Raw genomic sequence first — 21,212 nt, 5'->3', positions numbered from 1 at the left:
CTAGGCTGCTAAACTATCCATTAATATTTTTGTTCAATATTTTGTTGGATAACTTCTACAGAATCATTAGCTGATTCTTCAGCTGTTTTATTGCCAGATCCTGCATCAAACATCATTGTTTCAGCACCGACCCAAACTTCAGCCATTTCTGGGATGTTTGGCATTGGAGAAGAAACGTTGTATTGGTTGACAATAGCCATTGCTAATTCATCTTCATCAGCATCAATAATCGTTTGTCTTACCATTTGGTTAGCCGGAACTTCGTTTGTGTATTCTGAGTACAAAGCTTCCATGTTTTCTTCGTTCGTTACGAAATCTAAGAATGCTTGTCCTAATTCAGCATTTTCAGAGTATTCACTAACGACCCAACCTTTACCTCCAGCAAACGGTTGATATTCTTCTCCGTTTGGCAATGTAGGAACAGCTGTTACACCTACGTTAACATCTGATTCATTGTAACTAGACGCTGCCCAAGGTCCATTGATGACTGCACCTGCAGCACCTGTTGTAAATTGTTCATCAATAAAGTTACCAGCAGTTGTTACATCCAGCATTCCTTGTGGCCATGTATTTTGGAACCAGTCCGTTGCGTATTCGATTCCTTCGATAGCTTCAGGTGTATTTAATCCGATATCTGTTGGATCAGTACCGTCAGCACCAAACACATATCCGCCAAATCCATTCAATAAACCATAAGAGTTGTAGAAGTCAACCCAATTCGCCAAGAAAGCTACACTCTTGCCTGCTTCACCTTCATAAGCAAATTGCTCGTCTTCTGTCAACGCTTCCAATTCTTCGAAGGTTGTTGGAGCTGTTTCTAATAAATCAGTATTGTAATACAATACCATTGATTCGATAACAAATGGTGCACCATAGATCGTATCGTTCATCGTCACTTGTTGCTCATCTGTTTCATCATAACGATCATCATCTGGCAACGTATATTCAGCTAAATGTCCTTGTTGACCAAGTCCGCCGATTCTGTCATATGGTGCCAGCATAACATCAGGTGATAATCCGGCTGGACCATCTAGAGGTAATGCTTCTAACGTTTCAAACATATCTTTTTCTTCTACTTCGATTGTAGCACCTGTTTCTTCTTCAAATGCAGATGAGATGCCATTGACAAATTCTGTATACATTGGATCAATAGTAACTTTTAAAGTCGTTCCTTCAAAATTTGCAGCTCCTCCTTGCTCAGATGAGTCCGTATCGTTTGTGCTTTCAGCAGGTTCTCCTCCTCCACAAGCTGCTAAGATTAATGCACTGGCAGAAACAACACCCATTAAGTATTTTTTGAATCTTTTTTGGTTCATAATATATTGCCTCCTTAAACCTTTTTTTAAGTACACTCTTATTATTACGAATGTTACGCTTTATTGCAAACGTTTTCTTTCTGTTACCGGTAACAGAATACCTGCAGCCATTGGATAGAAGTTTATTCTCTATACAAACAAGCTTTTACTATATAAAGCAATTCCTCGTGTTGATTGGTACACTCCGAAAAAGTGTTTATCACTTAAAAATGAGCTGGAATCCTTGATAACCTCTTAAGGATTCCAGCTCATTCATCAATTAATACTCTTGGTAATTTTCTTCATCCAATTTTACTTCTTCGCCTAATGTAAACAAAATAAATCCATTATTTTTAATTCGAATGGTGTTTGCGCGCACAGAAGCTAAATTTCTAAACACAGGTACAGGCTCTTGATGGTATTTCAACGTCAGCGTTTCTTCCCCTTGATTAAAATAACCATACAATTCTGTTCCTTGATAACTCTTCTTAAATCCGACAACGCGCTCTCCTTCTCGGATATCATGCCAGTCTGTATTGCCAAAACTCAATAAGTTTTGATGTTGTTTTCTAAAACCAATCAAGTCTTTCATAAAGTAAAACATATCCATGTCTCGCTCTTCTTCATCCCAGATCATGCATTTACGGTTATCCGGATCATTGTAACCTTCCAACCCTACTTCGGTTCCATAATAAATACACGGAGATCCCGATTGCGCAAACATAAACGTTAATTCAGCTTTTGCAACTTGCTTGTTTCCATTGGCTGTGGTTAATAACCGTGGTGTATCATGAGAATCCAGCATATTGAACATCACTTCATTGGTTTGTCTTCGGTACAGCATCAATTGCTCATTCAAACCTGAAACCAATTTTACGGCTGAGCTGGATTTGTTCGTAAAGAAATCTTCAATTTGCTCTGTAAATGCATAATTCATTACGGCGTGAAATTCGTCTCCTTGCAACCAACTTTGTGAAGAATGCCAAATCTCTCCCAAGATATAAATATCAGGATTGACTTTGCGTACCGCTCGGTTAAATCTCTTCCAGAAATGATGGTCGACTTCATTGGCTACGTCTAAACGCCACGCATCGATACCAAACTCGCGTACCCAGTAAGTAGCAATGTTTAATAAATACTTTTGTACAGCTGGATTCGATGTGTTTAATTTAGGCATATGACCTGTGAAAGCAAACGTATGGTAGTTCAAAGGTCCCATAAATTCCAATTCATCAGCTGTCAATCCTTCCAGAGACTTCACTGGAAACTCTTTGATATGGAACCAATCCACGTATTCAGAAGCTTCTTGTTTGTCCAAGACATCTTGCCATTGATAAGAAGACATCCCAATATGATTGAATACCGCATCCAGCATTACACGTATGCCGCGTTTATGTGCTTCTTCTACAACTGTTTTAAATAGCTGCTTATCCCCAAAATGAGGATCCACCTCAAAATAATCGACTGTATCATATTTATGATTCGATGGAGCTTTGAAGACTGGAGTAAAATAGATGCCATTGATCCCTAAATCAACTAGATAATCCAGATGGTCCAGGACACCTTGCAAGTCTCCGCCATAAAAATCATCTCGTCCAGGGCGCTTCTTCCCGCCCCATTCCAAAACATTTTCCGGATCGTTTGAAGGGTCTCCATTTGCAAAACGCTCTGGAAAAATTTGATACCAGATCGTTTTCTTAGCCCAACTAGGTGTGCCAACACGGTCGATTTCATGAAAATACGGCATTCTGAAGAAACTGTTGATATTCTCCATGTACCAATCATCATAAGGGTACACCCCTCTATCGGAATACAATATTTCAATTCCGTCTTTACCTGTGATATGAAAGGCATAAGACAATCGATTATGAGGGGCAGAAGCTACAATTCCCCAGAAATCATGAATATTTGTCCGTGCAATCAATTGCATTGGTTGTTCGTTTTCTTTCCATTCTTCTCTTTTATAAGCGTAATTATCTCCGCTGATCAAGCTGATTTTTTCTGCTTCGCCAGCTTTGGTACGCAAGCGAATATTAAATTGGTTGTCATCATACAAATACGCGTATTCGCTATCTGGTCGATGAAGAAGTGCTGATGTGTCCATTCATAAATCCTCATTTCTAATTTTTAATCATTTGTTCCTTTATCAAATACAATAACTATGGCTCCATGAGGAGCAAGAATAATTTTGTCGGTTTCAACTCGATTGTTTTCATTTGCTATCAATACATTGTAAGCAAATTTAGTTAACCTTGTGTCTATAAAAGTTGCTTCTTGAGAATCAAAGTTGCAACAAACTATAGCAGTTAAATCTCCTAATTGTCGTTCATAACAATAGAGTTGATGATTCGTTTCCAGCAACCGGAACTGTCCTTTGGTAAATAAAGGAGTCTTTTTGTATTTCAATAATTGTCGATAATAATTTAAAATACTAAACTCATTTTTTTCTTGCATCTCTACAGTATAACTCGGTTCAATATTCACGCCACTCCATGGTGGAACGGTAGAGAACCCTGCATATTCACTAGTATCCCACTGCATTACCCCGCGGCTGGCATTGATACTCTTAGCGTTCAGCTGATGCAGAACAAAGTCCTCTGAATACCCTAATTCCAAAGCTTTTTCACGAAAAAATTGTTCATTCGGCAATTTGAAATCATCTAGGGAAGATTGCTCTAAATCCTTCATTCCGATTTCTTCCCCATTTAACAAAATCGGAATGCCTTTTTGGAGATACATCAATGTTGCCAGCATCTTCACACTATTGTCTCTCCCGTTTTCCACATCTCCAAACCGCGAAACCATACGAGCCATATCATGATTGTTCCAGTACAACGTTGGTCCGCCGATATCTTCCAGTCCGTTTTGAAAATCAGTCATGATCTCTTTAAACGCTGCAATATCTAATTGGTCTTTTTGCATATTGAACGGCAATCGGGGATCTTTATGCGATTCATCCATAGGAAAGAACCGAAATGAAACAACCGTATCACAAGCCTCATTTTTTGGATCCGAATATCTTCTTGCCATTTCAACATCTGCTGAAGCAGCTTCTCCCAATATAAAAATATCGGGCTTTTTCTTACGCAAAACACGGGCTACATCTGCGATATAGTCTGTTACATTTTCTAAATTAGAATAATATTCTTCAGCTAAGACAATTTCCCCTTCTTCAGCTTCAACATCAGGAAATCCTTCTGCTTTGTCTAAATGAATAAAGGCATCCAGTCGAAAGCCATCTACTCCTTTATCCAGCCAGTATTCAGCTATTTTGACAATTTCCCGCTGAACAGCTTCATTGTTCCAATTTAAATCCGGCATTTCCTTAGCAAACAAGTGAAAATAAAATTGATCTTCTATAGGTTCTTTTTCCCAAACAGACCCTCCAAAAAAAGAAGCCCAGTTATTCGGCAATTGACCACCTGGTCTTGGATCGCTCCAAATGTAAAAATCACGGTATGGGTTATCTCGCCCTTTTAACGCTTCTTGAAACCAAGGGTGCTGGTCAGAGGTGTGATTGAGAACCAAATCAAAAATAACTTTCAATCCAAGTTTGTGTGCTTCTGTCAGTAGTTCATCTACCTCTTCCATCGTACCAAAAACAGGATCTATTGCATAATAGTCTGATACATCATAACCATTGTCTACATATGGCGATTCAAATATAGGATTCAGCCAGATAACAGTCACGCCTAATGATTGAATGTATTTTAATCGATTGATGATTCCTCGTAAATCGCCTAATCCATTCTTACCTGTATCTTGAAAACTGCCTGGATAAATTTGGTACACGATTGCTTGTTGCCACCACTTTTCTTCCATCTAATCTTGCTCCCTTTCTGTACAAAAAATCATCGCATTTCTTCTCCTTAAGATTAACGAAATTAGAAAGCACTTACAAGGCTTAAAAAACTGTTACCGATAACAAATTTTTTTCTCGTCTTATTCTTTTTATAATGGATGCCTTTATTTTTTAAGTTAGATTTCCAAACCTGTCTCTACTATTTCACCAAATGGACAAAACAGTTGATTTTACGCGGAATATCGCTTTATTTGCTAGTAATTATTTTGTGATTATGCTATTGTTATGTATGTATTTTTGAAGTGAATAGTGCAACTCGGGGAGGTATTTAAATGAAGGAAAAAATCGTTGCAGGCAAAACATTGCCTCAATGGATCGAATCCACACCTTTAATGAAAGAGATCATACAAACAAATGAAATTTTTTGGATCAATCCCAATAAAAAAGAGTTTATAGAAGCCAATAAACAGGTGGTTTACACAAAACAGGATATCGATGATGCAGAAGCTCGTTTAGACAGATTTGCTTCTTATTTAAAAATCGCTTTTCCTGAAACAGAGCCAACCAACGGTATTATCGAATCTGAGTTGACTCCTATCATAGAGATGAAAAAAATACTGGAAAAACAAACTAATACTCGGATTCAAGGAAATTTTTTGTTGAAACGAGATGATACATTGCCTATAGCTGGAACCATCAAAGCTCGCGGAGCTATTTACGAAGTATTGAAACATGCTGAAACAATTGCCTTAGAAAACGGCTTGCTGCCCTCGTTTGAGGAAGACTACGCTGTTTTTGCTAGTGATGAATTCAAAGACTTTTTTGCTAAACACAAAATTGCTGTAGGAACGACTGGTAATTTAGGCATCAGCGTAGGAACAGTCGGAGCCAAACTTGGATTTGAAGTGACGGTTCATATGTCTGTTGAAGCTAAGAAATGGAAAAAAGATTTTCTTCGCTCTCGTGGCGTTACCGTTATTGAACACGAATCAGATTTTACACAAGCAGTGGAACAAGGTCGTGCGGAATCAAAAGCAGATCCTGCTTCTTATTTTGTGGATGATGAACACTCAATAGACTTGTTCTTAGGCTACACTGTTGCCGGAAATCGGCTAAAAGTGCAATTAGAAAATAAAGGTGTCTTGGTTGATGAGAACCACCCATTATTCGTGTACCTTCCATGCGGAATCGGAGGCAGTCCTGGCGGAATCACTTTTGGTTTGAAACAAGTATATGGAGATTATGTTCATTGTTTCTTTGCAGAACCGACACATACCCCTTCTATGTTAGTGGGATTAGTGACTCAACAATACGATGGAGTCTCCGTGAAGGATTTTGGTATTGATGGGCATACTTGTGCAGATGGCCTTGCAGTTCCACGTACTTCAGGCTTTGTAGCAAAGGTAATGGAAAATTTCTTTAGCGGATCTTATACTGTTCGAGACGAGGAAACGTATCACTTACTAGCTTCTTTAGCGGACAACGAAAGTATCTTTCTAGAACCGGCGGCAGTTGCCGGAATACCAGGAGCAGCCCGCTTATTTGCTACACCGGAAGGCCAAGAATATCTAGCAGCAAACCAGTTAACCAACAAAATGTCTCAAGCTACACACATCGCATGGGCAACAGGCGGAAGTATGGTTCCCGAAACCGATCGCAAAGAATTCTATCTGCAAGGAACTATAAAGAGCGCGGAATAAGGCGTTTAGTTCTCCATACAAAATAGAAGGATCTTCATCCTCTAGAGTTAGTAAAGAAACTTTTCCCGCCATAGGATTGCTTATGGAAAGCGATTGGACTGAGCCAAAGATAGCGGCCCTCAAAAATTAGAGTAAAATCTGATTTTCGAGGGTCCTTTTTTATGGCAGAGTATAATAAATCATTTAAAGAGAAAAGCGGTTCAAGAATATCTAAAGAATCTTTTAGTTTATCTTTTCTTAACGAAGAAACAGGTAACTTCTCATCATTCTATCCTTAAACGCTTTCTAGATAGAAAAAGAATGAGCCTGAGCCAGCCAGTGGCGCTGTTGTTTTAGATTATTAGTCTAGTGAGTCTTAATTTAACGTTCACTTGATGTCTGAACCTACTTTATTCTTCAAGTGAGAACTTCATTTAATGCCACTTGATGAGTAAACCTGCTTTATTCTTCAAGTGAGAACTTCATTTAATGCCACTTGATGAGTAAACCCGCTTTATTCTTCTAGTGAGGCTTAATTTAATGTTCACTTGATGAGTAAACCTACTTTATTCGTCAAGTGAGATATAATCCACTGCTCACTTGACGAATAAACATCATCTCAAGGCTGACAGTACCAAGATAAGCTATGAATCTAGGGAATACATCGAATGGTATAACCCTATTCAATCAAAAGTAAAACTGGCTGGTTTGAGTTTGTCAACCAAAGTCAAACCGGCCAATTCGCTGCATAATAAAACTCTAACTTTTAGAGGTCCGCACCAATTTCTAGAAATGAGTTACCAAAAGGTTTAAAATAAAATAGTCATTTAGTGTTTATTACCCATGTTAAATATTGCAAAGCCATATAGAAGCGAAGAAAATAGGTGTTTTTACTAACTCACTTCGCTTCTATTCTTGGCAGGAGTGCTATTGAGTAACTATTGTCTGTTTATGAGCCATATTGTAAGGCAGACAAACTACACCTAAGTTTTTTAAATATAATATTATCCGTTGTTTTGATAAAAACCTGGCCTTTAACCAAAAAAAACAAGCCGAGGACATGATCCTCCAAACTTGTTTTCTCCATCAATCTACTATTCTGAAACTTACTTCTTTTTCGCCGCTGCTCGGGTAGATTCTCGTTCAACTAGAGTAGATTGAAAGAGCTGATTTCCTTGAGACTTCCCTTTTTCTGAAATCTTCTTTAAAATCATTTTCGCACAAGCTACTCCCATTTCGATAACCGGCTGCTTTACAGTCGTTAAACGCGGGTAAGCAATTTGGTCTAAAAATACTCCATCGTGACCTATTATCCCATAATCATCAGGAATATCGCCATTCCTTTTTAAAATGCCTCTTTCAATACCTAATGCTAAACGATCTGAACTGCAAATGAAAGCGGTATTCGGTTTAAACAAGCCCCAATTTTCTTCCATAAACTGCGCAGCAAGAGAAGAATGGTTCTTAAAACGAAAAATACGGGTATCTCTATCGTTCTCACTGAGAATTTTTTTGTATCCCGCCTCACGAGACTTTTCAAATTTTTCGTTAATGTCTATTCCTATGTAGACAATATCTTCATACCCTAAATCCAGCGCATATTGTGTAGCCATTTCTACACCTTTTTTATTATCGGTATCTATAAAATCATATCCACGGTCATTCTCACCAAATAAAACAACCGGTTTAGTTGCTCCGCTTATCCACTCATAATCTTTTTGACGTACACCTGTCATAATGTACCCATCACATAACCCGATATCAAAATTATTCTGTGTTACCAACTGCAATGAATATTGCTCCTCCTCTAAACCTTTGGCAATTCCAGTTAATAAGTTCATATAATAAGGCTCAGTCGTACTCATTTTTTCCAAAATAAAGAATTTAATTACCAAAGTCCGGTTATTTACTAATGCTTTAGCTGCTGTATGTGGCCGATAATTCAACTCTTTCATAGCTTGAATCACCAATGTTTTTAATTCATCTGTTACTTGTTCGGGATGATTGATGACTCGAGAAACAGTCATTTTTGAAACATTTGCTTTCTTTGCAACATCATTTAAAGTTGCCATACCGTGCTGTATCCCCTTTCATTCACAACTTTAACGTTACCTCATTTTTACGTTTATAGTGTTCATTATCCCTTTTATTTTCGCAAAAGACAACTGGAAAACAAAAATAGAAACCTCAGAACACTCATTCCGTTCAAGGTTTCTACATATTTTCAGTCTATCAAGATTCTAATTTTTGACATTCTGTACACAATCCATAAATTTCCAGCCTATGATTCGAAACTTTAAAACCTGTCAGTTCTGCGGTAACCTTTTCCACGTCTTCTAAACCAGGGTAATAAACATCTTCTACTTTTCCGCAGTTTTCACAAATGGCATGATAATGCTCTGTTGTTGCAAAATCAAATCTGCTTGAAGCATCTCCAAATTTCATTTCTTTTACAAATCCAATTTTTGTAAATAAACGCAAATTATTGTAAACAGTCGCTACGCTCATACTAGGAAATTTATCTGACAAGGCTTTATAAATTTCATCAGCAGTAGGATGATTATCATTTTCAATCAAATATTCTAAGACTCCATAGCGTTGTGGTGTGATGCGTATATGGTTAGCTTTTAATCTATCAATGGATTGAGCAACTCGTTGACTCATACCCATGGCTTTCCCTCCTATAACTTACATTAAAATCATTCTTAATTAATAATCCACTTCTTGTTATGATACCCATTATTTTTTGCAAATGCAACTAGAATTCAACATTGATGCTAAACTTTTCTCATTAAAATCTTCCGAACTGCTTTTTCAGGGTACCCAATATCACCAACCACTACTTCTCCAGCATATGACTTTCCATTTTCATTCGTAAGACCATACTTCATCAATCCAAATGTAATCGTGTAGTCTGCTTGAACTGCAGCACCTAACACTTCTCCATTCGTAGCTGATAATCCTGAAGGAACATCTACAGAAAAGACCACCCCTTTGTGCTGATTTATAAATCTTATCCAGTTTAAATATTCCCCTTTTACCGGCTTATTCAATCCGATACCGAACAAAGCATCAATAAGAACAGCATATTGACTAGTTTCCGGTACTGTTTTTGTAAAATAAGGCATGCCGATATTTTGAGCTATCTTCAATTGCTGCTTCATCTCGACAGATGATTTAGATACATTGCCAACTAAATAGACCGCAACTCTGTACCCTTTCAGAAACAACATTCGACCAACAGCTACACCATCAGCTCCGTTGTTTCCCATCCCACAAATTACAGCGATAGATTGTTTTGGATGAATATTTTTTTCTACACAGTCTTGCACATGCAATGCGGCTCTTTCCATTAATACCATTGAAGGAATACCGATTTTTTCAATCGTGTATTGGTCAATAGCCTTCATCTGGGGTCCCGTTACTATAAAATTAAACATACTATTATTTCTCCTTTTATTCTTTTTTTAGAGAATCATCTGCTCTTATTCAATGAAATCGTTTTCTTGTCCTTGCTTCATCTTTATTTTACATTAAACATTGAAAAAATGGTTCAATTCTCCTATGATTAAAGCATCAGATGTTAGCAGTTATAATATCTCTTATAGATTACTTAGGAGGAAAAGCATGATGTTAGACCATTCAATATCGAACCAAATCGGTTCAGAAGCAGAAAAAGTCATTGTAGGAGGAGTAAACAGTCCCAGCCGTTCTTATAAAGCAGTGGGCGGAGGATGTCCTGTAACAATGGAACGTGGAGACGGCGCTTATCTTTTTGATGTTGACGGCAACCGTTATATCGACTATTTAGCAGCGTACGGCCCTATCATTACTGGATTCAATCACCCACACGTGGTGGAAGCCGTTCAAAAAGCAGCAGAAACAGGTGTTTTATTCGGTACACCAACTAAACACGAAGTTAAATTTGCTCAAATGTTAACGGACGCGATTCCCTCAATGGACAAAGTGCGATTTACCAACTCTGGTACTGAAGCAGTGATGACAACGGTTCGTGTAGCAAGAGCTTACACTAATCGCGAATTGATTGTAAAATTCTCTGGTCAATACCATGGACATTTTGACTTAGTATTGGTCGAAGCTGGAAGTGGTCCTTCTACATTGGGAACCAACAGTTCTGGCGGAGTGACAAGCGGAACTTCAAGAGAAGTCATCACTGTTCCTTATAATGATGCCGAAGCCTATAGAGCTGTTATGGACAAATGGGGAAATCAAGTAGCGGCTGTTTTAGTCGAACCGATCGTAGGTAATTTTGGTATGGTTGCTCCAAAACCTGGTTTCTTAGAAGCTGTAAATGAAATCACTCATCAACACGGCGCTTTAGTCATTTATGATGAAGTTATCACAAATTTCCGTTTCCATTATGGAGCTGCACAAGATTTACTGGGCGTCATCCCTGATTTAACTGCCTTTGGTAAATCTATCGGCGGTGGACTTCCTATTGGTGCTTACGGTGGTCCTGTTGAAATCATGGACACTGTTGCTCCTCTTGGACCTGCTTATCAAGCTGGTACCATGGCAGGAAATCCTCTTTCGATGCAAGCAGGTATTGCTTGTTTAGAAGTTCTGCAAGAGCCGGGTATTTATGAAAGAATGGCTGATTTTGCTGAACAAATCAAAGATGCCCTTATAGCGGCTGGTGAGAAATACTCTATTCCAACAACCGTTAATCAAATCGGCGGCTCTTTACAAGTTTACTTCACTGACCATAAAGTAGAAGATTACAACGATGCGGTTGATACAGATACTGAATGCTATGGTAAGTTCTTTAAGGCTATGTTGGACGAAGGCATCAATTTAGCTCCAAGTAAATACGAAGCAATGTACATTACGATCATGCATACTCAAGAAGATATCGATGAAACAAAACGTGCTATAGATGCAGCTTTTTCAACTTTATAAAGATAGATTCCTTTGCTCCAATTATATTATTGCAATTACACCTTTGCAAAATGGTCTACCTTTGATATAATAGGTCAATTATAGGAAATGATTATAACGAAATGAAGGGACTCATTTTTAATGAAAATTGGTGCTCGTACGTTTAAAACCGGCCTTGCAGTTGCGCTTTCTTTGATGCTTCCTCCGCTTTTGGGTATTCCACAAGGCAGTATTTTAGCTGGTATTGCTGCTATTTTTGCTATGCAGCCTTCCCCTAAGCGTCAATGGGTGCAAGTACGAAATCGAATCTTAGGAAATACAATTGGCGGTATAGTAGCAGTTGTCTTTACACTGTTATTTGGAACACATTATGTGATCGTCGGATTTGCTTCAGCCATTTTAATTGCAATATTACATCAATTAAAATTTGATAATGTTATTGGGAACGCAGTGGTGACATTGATTGTCATTAGTTTTACCACAGCTGATTCATTCATTATTGCAGCTGCTTTACGAGTTTTGGCTACTATATTAGGAATTATTATTGGAACACTTGTAAACACACTGCTGTATCGTCCAAGATACGAAGAAAGGTTATTTCATTTAATGGATTACACCGCATCTGAGATCATGAAGTGGATACGGGCCAGCGTACGAAAAAATACACAATTTACCATTCTAAAAAAGGATTTAAAATTTATTCAGTCTGAAATCAAACGAATGGAAAATTATCTGTCGATGATGAAAGAAGAAAGTACTATTACACTTTCTAAAGAAAAAAATATTCGAAGACTTCGTAAAATGGCTGTGTACAGACAACTGATCAGAACAACTAACTCAGCGTTTGATTTAGCACAGACACTACACAGTTCAGAAAATGTGTTCAATCATTTCTCTTCTGATTTGCGCATCTTGATTCGCGAACGGTTAGAGGTTTTGTTGAGCGGTCATGAACAGATATTGTTAAAATTTAATGGACGTGTTGACCCTGAAGGCGTAAACTTTATTGCTTACAAGTCTTCCCTTCGAAAAGAATTTATGAGTACATTCTTTAATGAAGCGAAGATGGAGTCTTATATGCATGATGATTATGGAGAAAGCAATGCCGTTATTCATATCATGTCAGATATCCTAAGTTATGAAGAAAATCTCATCCTTCTCAATCGATTGGTTACCAGCTATAGACACTATGATTGGTCAAAAAGCGAAGAGATTGAAAATATTCGAAACATTGAACAATAAAAGCTTGATTCGGCAATCATTGCCGAATCAAGCTTTTTTAGGTGTATTTATTTTTATCCGCTTTACTGTATTCCTGAAGTCGTGTCAACAGGTACAATTAGCTGTTCCATAAACAGTTCAGACATTAATTCTTCACCTTGAGAATTTAATAAAGTGCCATCTTCTTGTAAAACAGTTGTTAATTCAATATTTTCTGCTGTGAGTCTTTCTGTATATGCCGCATGCAGATCAAACACGGGCATATTATTTTCTTCTGCTGCTTCTATGCCACTGTTCGTATATTGAACGTAATCCAACATACGAGAATTCAGACTATTTCCAGCGCTATTAGTTGGATGGGGCGAGACTAGTACTACTAAAGTATCCGGAAGAACTTCTTGAATTTGAGTAACGTTTCGTGTTAAATAATCTTTTGAATCCTCTAAACTAACGTCACGGACTTGGTCTCCCAACGCTGGTATCATAAAGAACACTACTGCAGCATTCGTTTCAGCTAACTCTTGAGCCTTATTTGTAATGTACAATTCATATGAATCGGTCTCAGATGCTGTAAGAAGTGTGCTTTTAACCTCCAGATTTAATTCAGTTTCTAGGGTATTTACCGTGTTTCCAGTCCAAGATTCTGTTTCTGGTAATTGTCCATAAAAAGCAATGGCTATTTCTTCATTCTGTGTTCCTATGTATTTCAAATAATCCAAAACGGATAACTGCTCACGTTTCTCTTCATAAGTCGCTGGATCAACAGTTTCAATAGTTCCTTCTTCATTGTCTGCTGTTTCTTCTTTTTCTGCTGCAGTTGAAGTAGCGTGTATCAATTCTTCTTGCTGTTTATCGGAATAACTATATCCTAAATAGACAACTGCTACAGTGAGAAAAAACAATAAGACAACCATTAAGATGCCTTTCTTTTTCACACTTTTTCACTCCTTAATTTTAATTTCAATTGTTATTATAGCATACAAAAACAGGTCACCATCACTAATTTCACGTTGACATGACCTGTTTCTATTTTTATCCCATTTTTGGAATACTCTCACAATCAGCAAAAAGACCTATTCTTTATGTGATAATTGGCGGTACCGTTCATACCAAATGTCCATGTAGGCCTGTGAAAAAGGACCTTTTCCTTCGTTGATCCAGTCCACAAGAATTTTCACATTTTCTTTTAGTATGTGATCAATATCTTCAGGATACTGCCATTTACGACTATGGTCTTCATACTCATCTACATCCAACAACCGTTTCTCGCCGTCTGGAAATACTTTGATATCTAAATCATAATCAATATATTTTAACCCTTCTTCATCAACAAGAGCTGGTGAGGCAAGGTTGCAATAATAAGATACTCCATTGTCACGGATCATTGCGATGATGTTGAACCAGTATTTTTTATGAAAATAAAGAATAGCAGGTTCTCTAGTTACCCATCTTCTACCATCTGCTTCCGTTACTAAAGTATGGTCGTTGCATCCAATCAAAGATTGATTACTGGTTTTTAGTACCATAGTATCTCGCCACGTGCGATGTAAACTGCCGTCGTGTTTATAGCTTTGGATTGTGATGTACTCTCCTTCTTTTGGATGATGCATCGCTAACCCAACTTTCTTTATCTCAAATAACTTAGATGAGATTTTTACTTTACCACGAGTATGAAAACACACTCGAATCATTAAATAGTATACCATAACCTTTTTAATAAAGTAAAAAAAACGTTGGATAAACAAACTTTTTTATTTGCTGACATTTCACCGTAGTCATGTCAGCTGAGTGCCTAATTTTTTTCAAATCTCTTCTTATAAGCTGCCCACATTTTCATTTGCGGTCCTGGAAAAGTGTATTGGTCAAAATCTTCTGGATTTACCCAAGAACAGTTTTCTGGTAGAGAATTGTCCGGTATGGTATTTATTTGCTGCCCATAATACAACGCCATATGCCATTTAAGATGGCTGAAGATATGGACCTCTCCTGCAAATGGTTCTTTTATCAGTACAGGTTCCAACCTATATTTCTCTGCTAGCTCTTGTGTTACATCTAACGTATGCTGTTTTACTTTTTCAGCATCCTCTAGTTTGACCAGCTTACCACGCACAAAAAAGTCGCTTAAGCTTTTTTCTTCAATCAATGGAAAAGTCCACATATTAGCCAATAAACCATTTGCAGGGCGTTTTTCCAACAGAAATTCTCCTTTAGCATTTTGAATGATCATTCCTGCATAATAAAGCGGTTTAGCTTTTTTCTTTTTACTCTTAACTGGATATTTCTCCCATGTTCTATTGATATAGGATTGATTAAACTCTTTCACCGGACTATTTTCTGGATGGTAATTCTTAGGCGTACAAATAGTGGCCCCCAGATCCATTAATGCTTGGTTGAAGTCGCCTGGTTTATAAGGGTCGATGATTTCTCTTAAGATATCTTCAAATATTTTTCGATTGGCGGGAACAGCAATATCTGCATCAATTTCAAATAAACGACTCAAGATCCGCATGATATTCCCATCCACAGCGGGCTCTGGCAGTCCGAAAGCCATACTGGATATGGCTCCAGTTGTATAGGGACCAATCCCTTTTAATTTGATAATTTCTTTAGGGTCATTTGGCATTTTCCCATCATAGTCTTCCATAATCTGAATAGCCGCTTTCTGCATGTTTCGAACACGCGAATAATATCCCAATCCTTCCCATGCTTTCAATAGAGTATCTTCTTCTGCGTTGGCTAAAGCTTCAATCGAAGGAAAAGTACGCATGAAATTTAAATAATAGGGGATGACAGTATCGACCCGCGTTTGCTGCAGCATAATTTCAGATACCCAAATACGGTATGGATCATTATTTTTTCTCCATGGCAGATCTCGCTTTTCAATATCATACCAACTCAGTAAAGTTGCTCGGAATCGCTCGATTCTCTCTTCTGACCACATTTTTATCCCATCAATCACTCTTGCTTCATGGTTGTTAACTGCTAACTTATTCATTCGTCTTCTAATTCCTTTTCTTCTATAAATTGATTGATCAAATCACCATTGAAACCTTTTTGGTAAAGACTAGCTTTGACCTTTTGAATTTTTTTACTTCCTTCAAGTTTAGATTGTTTTCGCCAAATTTTCTCACCTTGTTTTTTCAGCGCTTCGTATTCATCGTCTTCATCTTTTTCAGTATCCACTTGATTTAATATTTCGGTTATTTCATCATTGTTAAACCCTTTTTGCATCAGACCTTGTCTGACTTTGTTAGTTGTCTCTTTAGAAGAACTTCGCTTTGTCCGTTTAAGGACTTTTTTAGCAGCTGCTATCCCGTTTTCAACTCTTTGATCCATAGGGTATTCCAGCAAAGCTTGCTCAATGACCGTTTCTTTTATACCTCGCTTTTTCAATTCTTGACGGATATTGTATGGACCTTTTCCATTTAGATTAGCCGCCGTTCTTGTGTAGCTTTCCGCATAAGTGAGATCATCAATGTACTTCATTTCTTTCAATTTTTCAATCACGTTTATAGCTGTTTCTATACTAAATTCATGTTTGACTAGGTCATCTCGTACTTCTTTTTCTGACCGCAATGAATAACTCAAATAGTTCACTGCACGAGAAAATGCCTTACTGAAATTATCTTCCTGTTCCAGTTGTTGTTGGAACTCTTTCGTGACTTCCATTCCTTTAAACAGAACATGTTTGACTAATACTGCTTCGTCTACTGGGAATGCATATTCTTCATCTAAATAAATGTTGTATCTGCCTTTACGTTTTTGTGTTTCTATTTTAGTAATTTTAGGGACAGATTTATTTGAATTTGATGGTTGCTCATTTGGTATCAATACCAAAGCCCCCACCTCCTAGCTCTTATTTATTTCTCTTATAATAGCGTACCTCAAACAAACGTTCGAATCAATGATTTTCATTCTAAAAAAAGTCCTTTTATCTAAAAGAAACTGCTCATCCAGGAAAGTATTTTCTTGGATGAGCAGTTGGTTGCTCTCTAATATTTTGTGTCTTCGAATCCACAGAATGCGTCTACTGGAGATACGCCTTTGAATTCAGAACGACCTAACATTTTGTCGACTAAAGCTTTCATTGTAAATTCCTTACTGTCATAAGCATTGATGTATGTTTGTACTTGAGGCACATCAGCCAAATGGAACGGAGATTGCAATGAAACAAAGATTGTTGGTACTTCACGTATATAAAATGGAATGTCTGGAGTACCTTTTGATGCTGGCCATTGAATACGTTGGTCAGTATTTGGATTAACAACAGCTAAATTAATGATCAAGTCATAATTTTCTGTTAATTCAGAAATCGGACGTTTTTGTGCGTATACATTTGCTAACGCTGCTTTTCTCTCTTCTTCAGGCATCTTCATAATTTTTTCTTCAGCAGATTCTCAAATCGTTACTTCGAATCCTTCCGCTTCAAGCATTTCTTTCATTTTATCAGATGGCTTACCAGAATCACCGATCATAGCACCAAACCCACCTTGAGTCCCTTTAACGTCTACCAACAACACACGTTTGTGCGAGTTTGGAGAAACCGGGAAGATGTTTTCGTTGTTTTTAACCAATGTAATGGCTTGGTCAGCAACTTCTTCAGCGATTTTTTTATTTTCTGGAAGACCGATTTTTGCCATTGCTTCTTCTTTAGTAGGAAGCAATGCTGTTTTGGCTTTTTTGTGCAAACCTAGAGCAGCTTTTGTTCCTAAAATACGAGTCAACGCTTCTTGTAAACGATCTTCAGTGATCACACCATTTTTGTATCCATCCATCATCCATTGGAAGTCTTCATCTGGATCATTGAAGAATAAGAACAAGTCAGAACCAGCAGCAATAGAAGCTGGAAGCATATCTTTCCGTTTCATAGCACCTGTTAAAGCAACCATGTGACTTGCATCAGTAACAACTAATCCATTAAAGTCCATTTTGTCTCTTAATAAATCAGTCAAAATGTATTTGCTTAAAGTAGCAGGAAGATTTGCTTCTTGTACAGTAGCTTCTGGATTGAAATGACGAACATAAGCAGGTAATGAAATGTGACCAGCCATGATAGACGGTAAACCAGCATCAAATAAAGAGCTGTAAACTTTACCAAATGTTTGATCCCATTCTTCTACAGAATAGTGGTTAGGTGCAAATGATAAATGTTGGTCACGTTCATCTATTCCATCCCCGGGGAAATGTTTTGCAGCTGGTGCAATCCCACTTTCTTGAATTCCTCTCATATACTCTAAAGACAAATCAATCGTTTGATCCACATCTGCACCCAAGTACGAGTTGAGATGATTGGGTTACGCCAGTTGCGTAAAAGGTCAACGATTGGAGCAAAACTCCAGTTACATCCGATAGATGCTGCTTCAACTCCTGAAACACATCCCATTTCATAGGCATATTTAGGGTCGTTTGTAGCAGCGATTTTCACTTCATGACCAATGTATGTTCCATCAGTACAAGCACCATTTCCACCTGCTTCAGTGTTTGCTGCAATCAACAAGGGAATTTTACTGTTTTCTTGCAAAATACGGTTTTGTTCGTATACTTCTTCTGCTGTGCCTGGATTATAACGAACACCTGCAATATGATAATCGTTTACTATACCTGTTAAATATTCTTCTGTACGGCTTGAACCCATATTGATAAATAACTGCCCAATTTTTTCCTCGTCCGTCATATTTGAAATAGTGTTTTCAACCCAGTCGATAGATTCAGCATCTAAATGATAAGGTTTTTTCGTTAAATCTACTTTCATTATTCATTCTCCCTTCAATTTGTAAAACGTTTTCTATTTCATTATAGAAGAAATTTCAGGATATCACAATACAAAACAGAGTTTTATTATACATTTTTTTTGCTTTATGATATATAAAAAGCTTGTTGGGCAGTAACTGCCCAACAAGCTAAATAAAAACACTCAGTTTTAATTATCGTTTAGCGTCTCTTTATTAGGATCATCCTCCACTATTCCATATATTGGACCTCTGTCTACTGAACCATCTAATAAAGGATCTTCTTCATTTCCTACGATCGTTTCTTGTTCAGGTCTGATTTTTTTAGCTTCTTTGACTTCTGGGGTCTGGTCATGAGAAGAGCTCTCATCTCTTGCTTCAACAACCGCATCAGCTATGCTCGTTACCGGATTGTTTAGACTATCGTTCAAAATTTTATCTTCTTCAACAATAATAATGTAGTTTCCACTTGTTAAGTCCTCTTCAAATTTAACTGCATCATGCATTTCAATTCCATATTGTTCTAAAGTGGCTTCCTCATTTGAAGCAGAGAACATACTTTTGAATCGATTCCATGTTGATTTGTCTTCTACCGTCGCTACTTTATCTACTTGTACCGAAGTCAGCTCTTCTAAATTTTCCCGATTTCTCTGATTGGTGATGATAGTAATATCTCCCGATAAATAGTAACTTTCGTTCAATAACCGCCGCACTGCTTGTATGGTTTCTTCTATTGAAGTGTATGAACCTTCTATTCTTTTTCCCATAACCATCCTCCTTGCGTTCCTTTAATTAGCTAGTGGTAAATTCTCCCCCATCTACATGTAACACTTGTCCGGATACATAACTTGAATCGGAACAAGCTAAGTATACATAAGCTCCTGCTAATTCATAGGCTTTGCCAGGTCTGCCGAAAGGACCACTTTTACCCCAAGTTTTTAATTTTTCTTCATCAAATGTAGCAGGAATCATTGGTGTCATAATTGGACCTGGAGCTACTCCATTTACTCGAATTTCTTTCTCTAGGATTTCAGGATGTTGTGATAGTGATCTGGTAAAACTGACTATTGCCCCATTTGTAGCTGAGTAATCAAGGAAAAGAGGATTTCCTTGATAAGCTGTAATAGAAGCGGTGTTGATAATGGATCCTCCTTTTGGCATATGAGGATAAACAGCTTTTACAAAATAATACATGCTGTATACATTAGTACGGAATGTCCGATCAATTTGTTCAGCCGTTACATCTTGCAGTTTTTCTTGAACATGCTGTTCACCTGCATGATTGACATGAACATCTATTTCCCCCCAAGCATCTGCTACTTGTTTTACAACATCTTTTGCGAATTCTTCATTTCCTACATCACCTTTAAAGGCTAACGCCTGTACCCCAATTTCTTCCAAACGATTTTTGGTTTTGTCAGCATCCTCATCGTTTTCGTAATAAACGATCGCCACATTTGCGCCTTCTTTTGCAAATGCAATCGCTGTGGCTTGGCCAATACCGCTGTCGCCACCCGTTACAATCGTATTTTTCCCCTTTAACTTTTCTGCGGGTTTATAGTTTGGGTCCTCGACTTCAATTTCTTGTGGAACATCTGCCGTAGCGTCACTCATCAGATAATCTTTTTTTGGCTCTTGAGATCTTAGCTCATCATTTGACATATTCATTTCCAACCTCTCTAACTTTAATGGATGTTTCTTTTTAATGAATGCATTTTCAAATCTATTCACCATAAAGATATCAAAAAGAAGGGTTAGATACAAAAAAGACGCTCGAAAATAAGGATTCTACACTATTTGATGTTGGTAAGTAGAAAATACATTTTTTCAACTCTAAACCGATTAGAAACTCATTTTCTAGAAATTTATGGAGGAATATCGGGTTGCATAGCCATGAAGAAAGATGCAAGTCTTGAGCCACGGTTTAAACATCAAGGCTAATACCGCCTTGATGAAAAACGCACTTTGAACATCAAGGCTAATACTGCCTTGATGAAAAACACGTTTTGAACATCAAGGCTAAAACTGCCTTGATGAAAAACACACTTTGAACATCAAGGCTAATACTGCCTTGATGAAAAATCCACTTTGAACATCAAGGCTAATACTGCCTTGATGAAAAACACGCTTTGAACATCAAGGCTAATACTGCCTTGATGAAAAATTCGCTTTGAACATCAAGGCTAATACTGCCTTGATGAAAAATCCACTTTGAACATCAAGGCTAATACTTCCTTGATGAAAAACGCACTTTGAACATCAAGGCTAATACTTCCTTGATGAAAAACGCACTTTGAACATCAAGGCTATAAATTCCTTGATGAAAAACGCACTTTGAACATCAAGGATAAAACTGCCTTGATGAAAAATTCGCTTTGAACATCAAGGCTAATACTTCCTTGATGAAAAATACGCTTTGAACATCAAGGCTAATACTTCCTTGATGAAAAACGCGCTTTAAACATTAAGGCTAATACTTCCTTGATGAAAAATTCCGTTTAAACATTAAGAACAAAATTAGCCGGCTTGATTCGGTTAAATAACAAACTTAAATCAACCAATAAGCTGCATAATAAAATCTCTACCT

At 37.5% G+C, this 21,212-nt stretch carries 15 protein-coding genes and 1 pseudogene; 3 read left to right on the top strand and 13 right to left on the bottom strand.

Annotated elements, in window-relative coordinates:
• Positions 1-20 precede the first annotated feature (20 nt).
• The 3 genes from ACEN36_RS09005 to ACEN36_RS08995 all read right to left on the bottom strand — a co-directional run bounded on the left by ACEN36_RS09005 (position 21) and on the right by ACEN36_RS08995 (position 5,117).
• Complete coding sequence (locus ACEN36_RS09005) at positions 21-1,316, bottom strand: extracellular solute-binding protein (protein WP_407126408.1); 1,296 nt, start codon at positions 1,314-1,316, stop codon at positions 21-23.
• Positions 1,317-1,575: 259 nt separating this feature from the next.
• On the bottom strand, positions 1,576-3,399 hold the full coding sequence (locus ACEN36_RS09000) for a glycoside hydrolase family 13 protein (protein ID WP_407096951.1): 1,824 nt from the start codon (positions 3,397-3,399) through the stop codon (positions 1,576-1,578).
• 23 nt (positions 3,400-3,422) lie between these two features.
• A complete protein-coding gene (locus ACEN36_RS08995) occupies positions 3,423-5,117 on the bottom strand; it encodes an alpha-glucosidase (protein WP_407096950.1) in 1,695 nt (564 codons plus the stop codon).
• Positions 5,118-5,429: 312 nt separating this feature from the next.
• Here ACEN36_RS08995 and ACEN36_RS08990 point away from each other — a divergent pair, with 312 nt between their 5' ends.
• Positions 5,430-6,797: a D-serine ammonia-lyase gene (locus ACEN36_RS08990; protein ID WP_407096949.1), complete on the top strand. Its 1,368-nt coding sequence runs from the start codon at positions 5,430-5,432 to the stop codon at positions 6,795-6,797.
• 1,085 nt (positions 6,798-7,882) lie between these two features.
• On the opposite strand, the gene ACEN36_RS08985 is transcribed toward ACEN36_RS08990, so the two are convergent.
• The 3 genes from ACEN36_RS08985 to ACEN36_RS08975 form a co-directional block, all read right to left on the bottom strand.
• Positions 7,883-8,848: a LacI family DNA-binding transcriptional regulator gene (locus ACEN36_RS08985; protein WP_407096948.1), complete on the bottom strand. Its 966-nt coding sequence runs from the start codon at positions 8,846-8,848 to the stop codon at positions 7,883-7,885.
• Between the two features lie 160 nt (positions 8,849-9,008).
• Positions 9,009-9,440 (bottom strand): Fur family transcriptional regulator, encoded by a 432-nt coding sequence (locus tag ACEN36_RS08980; RefSeq protein ID WP_407096957.1) that lies wholly within the window; start codon positions 9,438-9,440, stop codon positions 9,009-9,011.
• A gap of 113 nt (positions 9,441-9,553) precedes the next feature.
• Positions 9,554-10,216, bottom strand: coding sequence for an NAD(P)H-hydrate epimerase (locus tag ACEN36_RS08975; RefSeq protein WP_407096947.1), 663 nt, complete (start codon positions 10,214-10,216; stop codon positions 9,554-9,556).
• A 187-nt stretch (positions 10,217-10,403) separates the two neighbouring features.
• Here ACEN36_RS08975 and ACEN36_RS08970 point away from each other — a divergent pair, with 187 nt between their 5' ends.
• Positions 10,404-11,696, top strand: coding sequence for a glutamate-1-semialdehyde 2,1-aminomutase (locus tag ACEN36_RS08970; RefSeq protein WP_407096946.1), 1,293 nt, complete (start codon positions 10,404-10,406; stop codon positions 11,694-11,696).
• A gap of 120 nt (positions 11,697-11,816) precedes the next feature.
• The gene (locus ACEN36_RS08965; RefSeq protein WP_407096945.1) at positions 11,817-12,917 is read left to right on the top strand and encodes an FUSC family protein; all 1,101 of its coding nucleotides are present in this window, start codon (positions 11,817-11,819) and stop codon (positions 12,915-12,917) included.
• A gap of 62 nt (positions 12,918-12,979) precedes the next feature.
• Here the strand turns inward: ACEN36_RS08965 and ACEN36_RS08960 are convergent, their stop codons facing one another.
• The 7 genes and pseudogenes from ACEN36_RS08960 to ACEN36_RS08930 form a co-directional block, all read right to left on the bottom strand.
• Positions 12,980-13,831: an SGNH/GDSL hydrolase family protein gene (locus ACEN36_RS08960; RefSeq protein ID WP_407096944.1), complete on the bottom strand. Its 852-nt coding sequence runs from the start codon at positions 13,829-13,831 to the stop codon at positions 12,980-12,982.
• 138 nt (positions 13,832-13,969) lie between these two features.
• Entirely contained in the window at positions 13,970-14,506 is a 537-nt protein-coding gene (locus ACEN36_RS08955; RefSeq protein WP_407096956.1) for a DUF402 domain-containing protein, read from the bottom strand.
• Between the two features lie 182 nt (positions 14,507-14,688).
• Positions 14,689-15,891, bottom strand: a complete 1,203-nt coding sequence (gene mutY, locus ACEN36_RS08950) for an A/G-specific adenine glycosylase (protein ID WP_407096943.1) — start codon at positions 15,889-15,891, stop codon at positions 14,689-14,691.
• On the bottom strand, positions 15,888-16,733 hold the full coding sequence (recX, locus tag ACEN36_RS08945) for a recombination regulator RecX (RefSeq protein ID WP_407126407.1): 846 nt from the start codon (positions 16,731-16,733) through the stop codon (positions 15,888-15,890). Before recX ends, mutY begins: the two co-directional genes overlap by 4 nt.
• A 155-nt stretch (positions 16,734-16,888) precedes the next feature.
• Positions 16,889-18,648: pseudogene (locus ACEN36_RS08940) on the bottom strand (glycoside hydrolase family 3 protein).
• 168 nt (positions 18,649-18,816) lie between these two features.
• Positions 18,817-19,392 (bottom strand): general stress protein, encoded by a 576-nt coding sequence (locus ACEN36_RS08935; protein WP_407126406.1) that lies wholly within the window; start codon positions 19,390-19,392, stop codon positions 18,817-18,819.
• 25 nt (positions 19,393-19,417) lie between these two features.
• The gene (locus tag ACEN36_RS08930) at positions 19,418-20,293 is read right to left on the bottom strand and encodes an SDR family oxidoreductase (RefSeq protein ID WP_407126405.1); all 876 of its coding nucleotides are present in this window, start codon (positions 20,291-20,293) and stop codon (positions 19,418-19,420) included.
• Positions 20,294-21,212: the final 919 nt, after the last annotated feature.

The organism is Desemzia sp. FAM 23989, from assembly GCF_045528345.1.
Taxonomy (GTDB): domain Bacteria; phylum Bacillota; class Bacilli; order Lactobacillales; family Carnobacteriaceae; genus Desemzia.
This window is presented reverse-complemented; position numbering and strand designations above follow the sequence as displayed.

Bases quoted from the DNA above. Each gene is read 5' to 3' on its own strand.
- ACEN36_RS09005 (WP_407126408.1), bottom strand. From the start codon at position 1,316: ATGAACCAAAAAAGATTCAAAAAATACTTAATGGGTGTTGTTTCTGCC.
- ACEN36_RS09000 (WP_407096951.1), bottom strand. From the start codon at position 3,399: ATGGACACATCAGCACTTCTTCATCGACCAGATAGCGAATACGCGTAT.
- ACEN36_RS08995 (WP_407096950.1), bottom strand. From the start codon at position 5,117: ATGGAAGAAAAGTGGTGGCAACAAGCAATCGTGTACCAAATTTATCCA.
- ACEN36_RS08990 (WP_407096949.1), top strand. From the start codon at position 5,430: ATGAAGGAAAAAATCGTTGCAGGCAAAACATTGCCTCAATGGATCGAA.
- ACEN36_RS08985 (WP_407096948.1), bottom strand. From the start codon at position 8,848: ATGGCAACTTTAAATGATGTTGCAAAGAAAGCAAATGTTTCAAAAATG.
- ACEN36_RS08980 (WP_407096957.1), bottom strand. From the start codon at position 9,440: ATGAGTCAACGAGTTGCTCAATCCATTGATAGATTAAAAGCTAACCAT.
- ACEN36_RS08975 (WP_407096947.1), bottom strand. From the start codon at position 10,216: ATGTTTAATTTTATAGTAACGGGACCCCAGATGAAGGCTATTGACCAA.
- ACEN36_RS08970 (WP_407096946.1), top strand. From the start codon at position 10,404: ATGATGTTAGACCATTCAATATCGAACCAAATCGGTTCAGAAGCAGAA.
- ACEN36_RS08965 (WP_407096945.1), top strand. From the start codon at position 11,817: ATGAAAATTGGTGCTCGTACGTTTAAAACCGGCCTTGCAGTTGCGCTT.
- ACEN36_RS08955 (WP_407096956.1), bottom strand. From the start codon at position 14,506: ATGCATCATCCAAAAGAAGGAGAGTACATCACAATCCAAAGCTATAAA.
- mutY (WP_407096943.1), bottom strand. From the start codon at position 15,891: ATGAATAAGTTAGCAGTTAACAACCATGAAGCAAGAGTGATTGATGGG.
- ACEN36_RS08935 (WP_407126406.1), bottom strand. From the start codon at position 19,392: ATGGGAAAAAGAATAGAAGGTTCATACACTTCAATAGAAGAAACCATA.
- ACEN36_RS08930 (WP_407126405.1), bottom strand. From the start codon at position 20,293: ATGAATATGTCAAATGATGAGCTAAGATCTCAAGAGCCAAAAAAAGAT.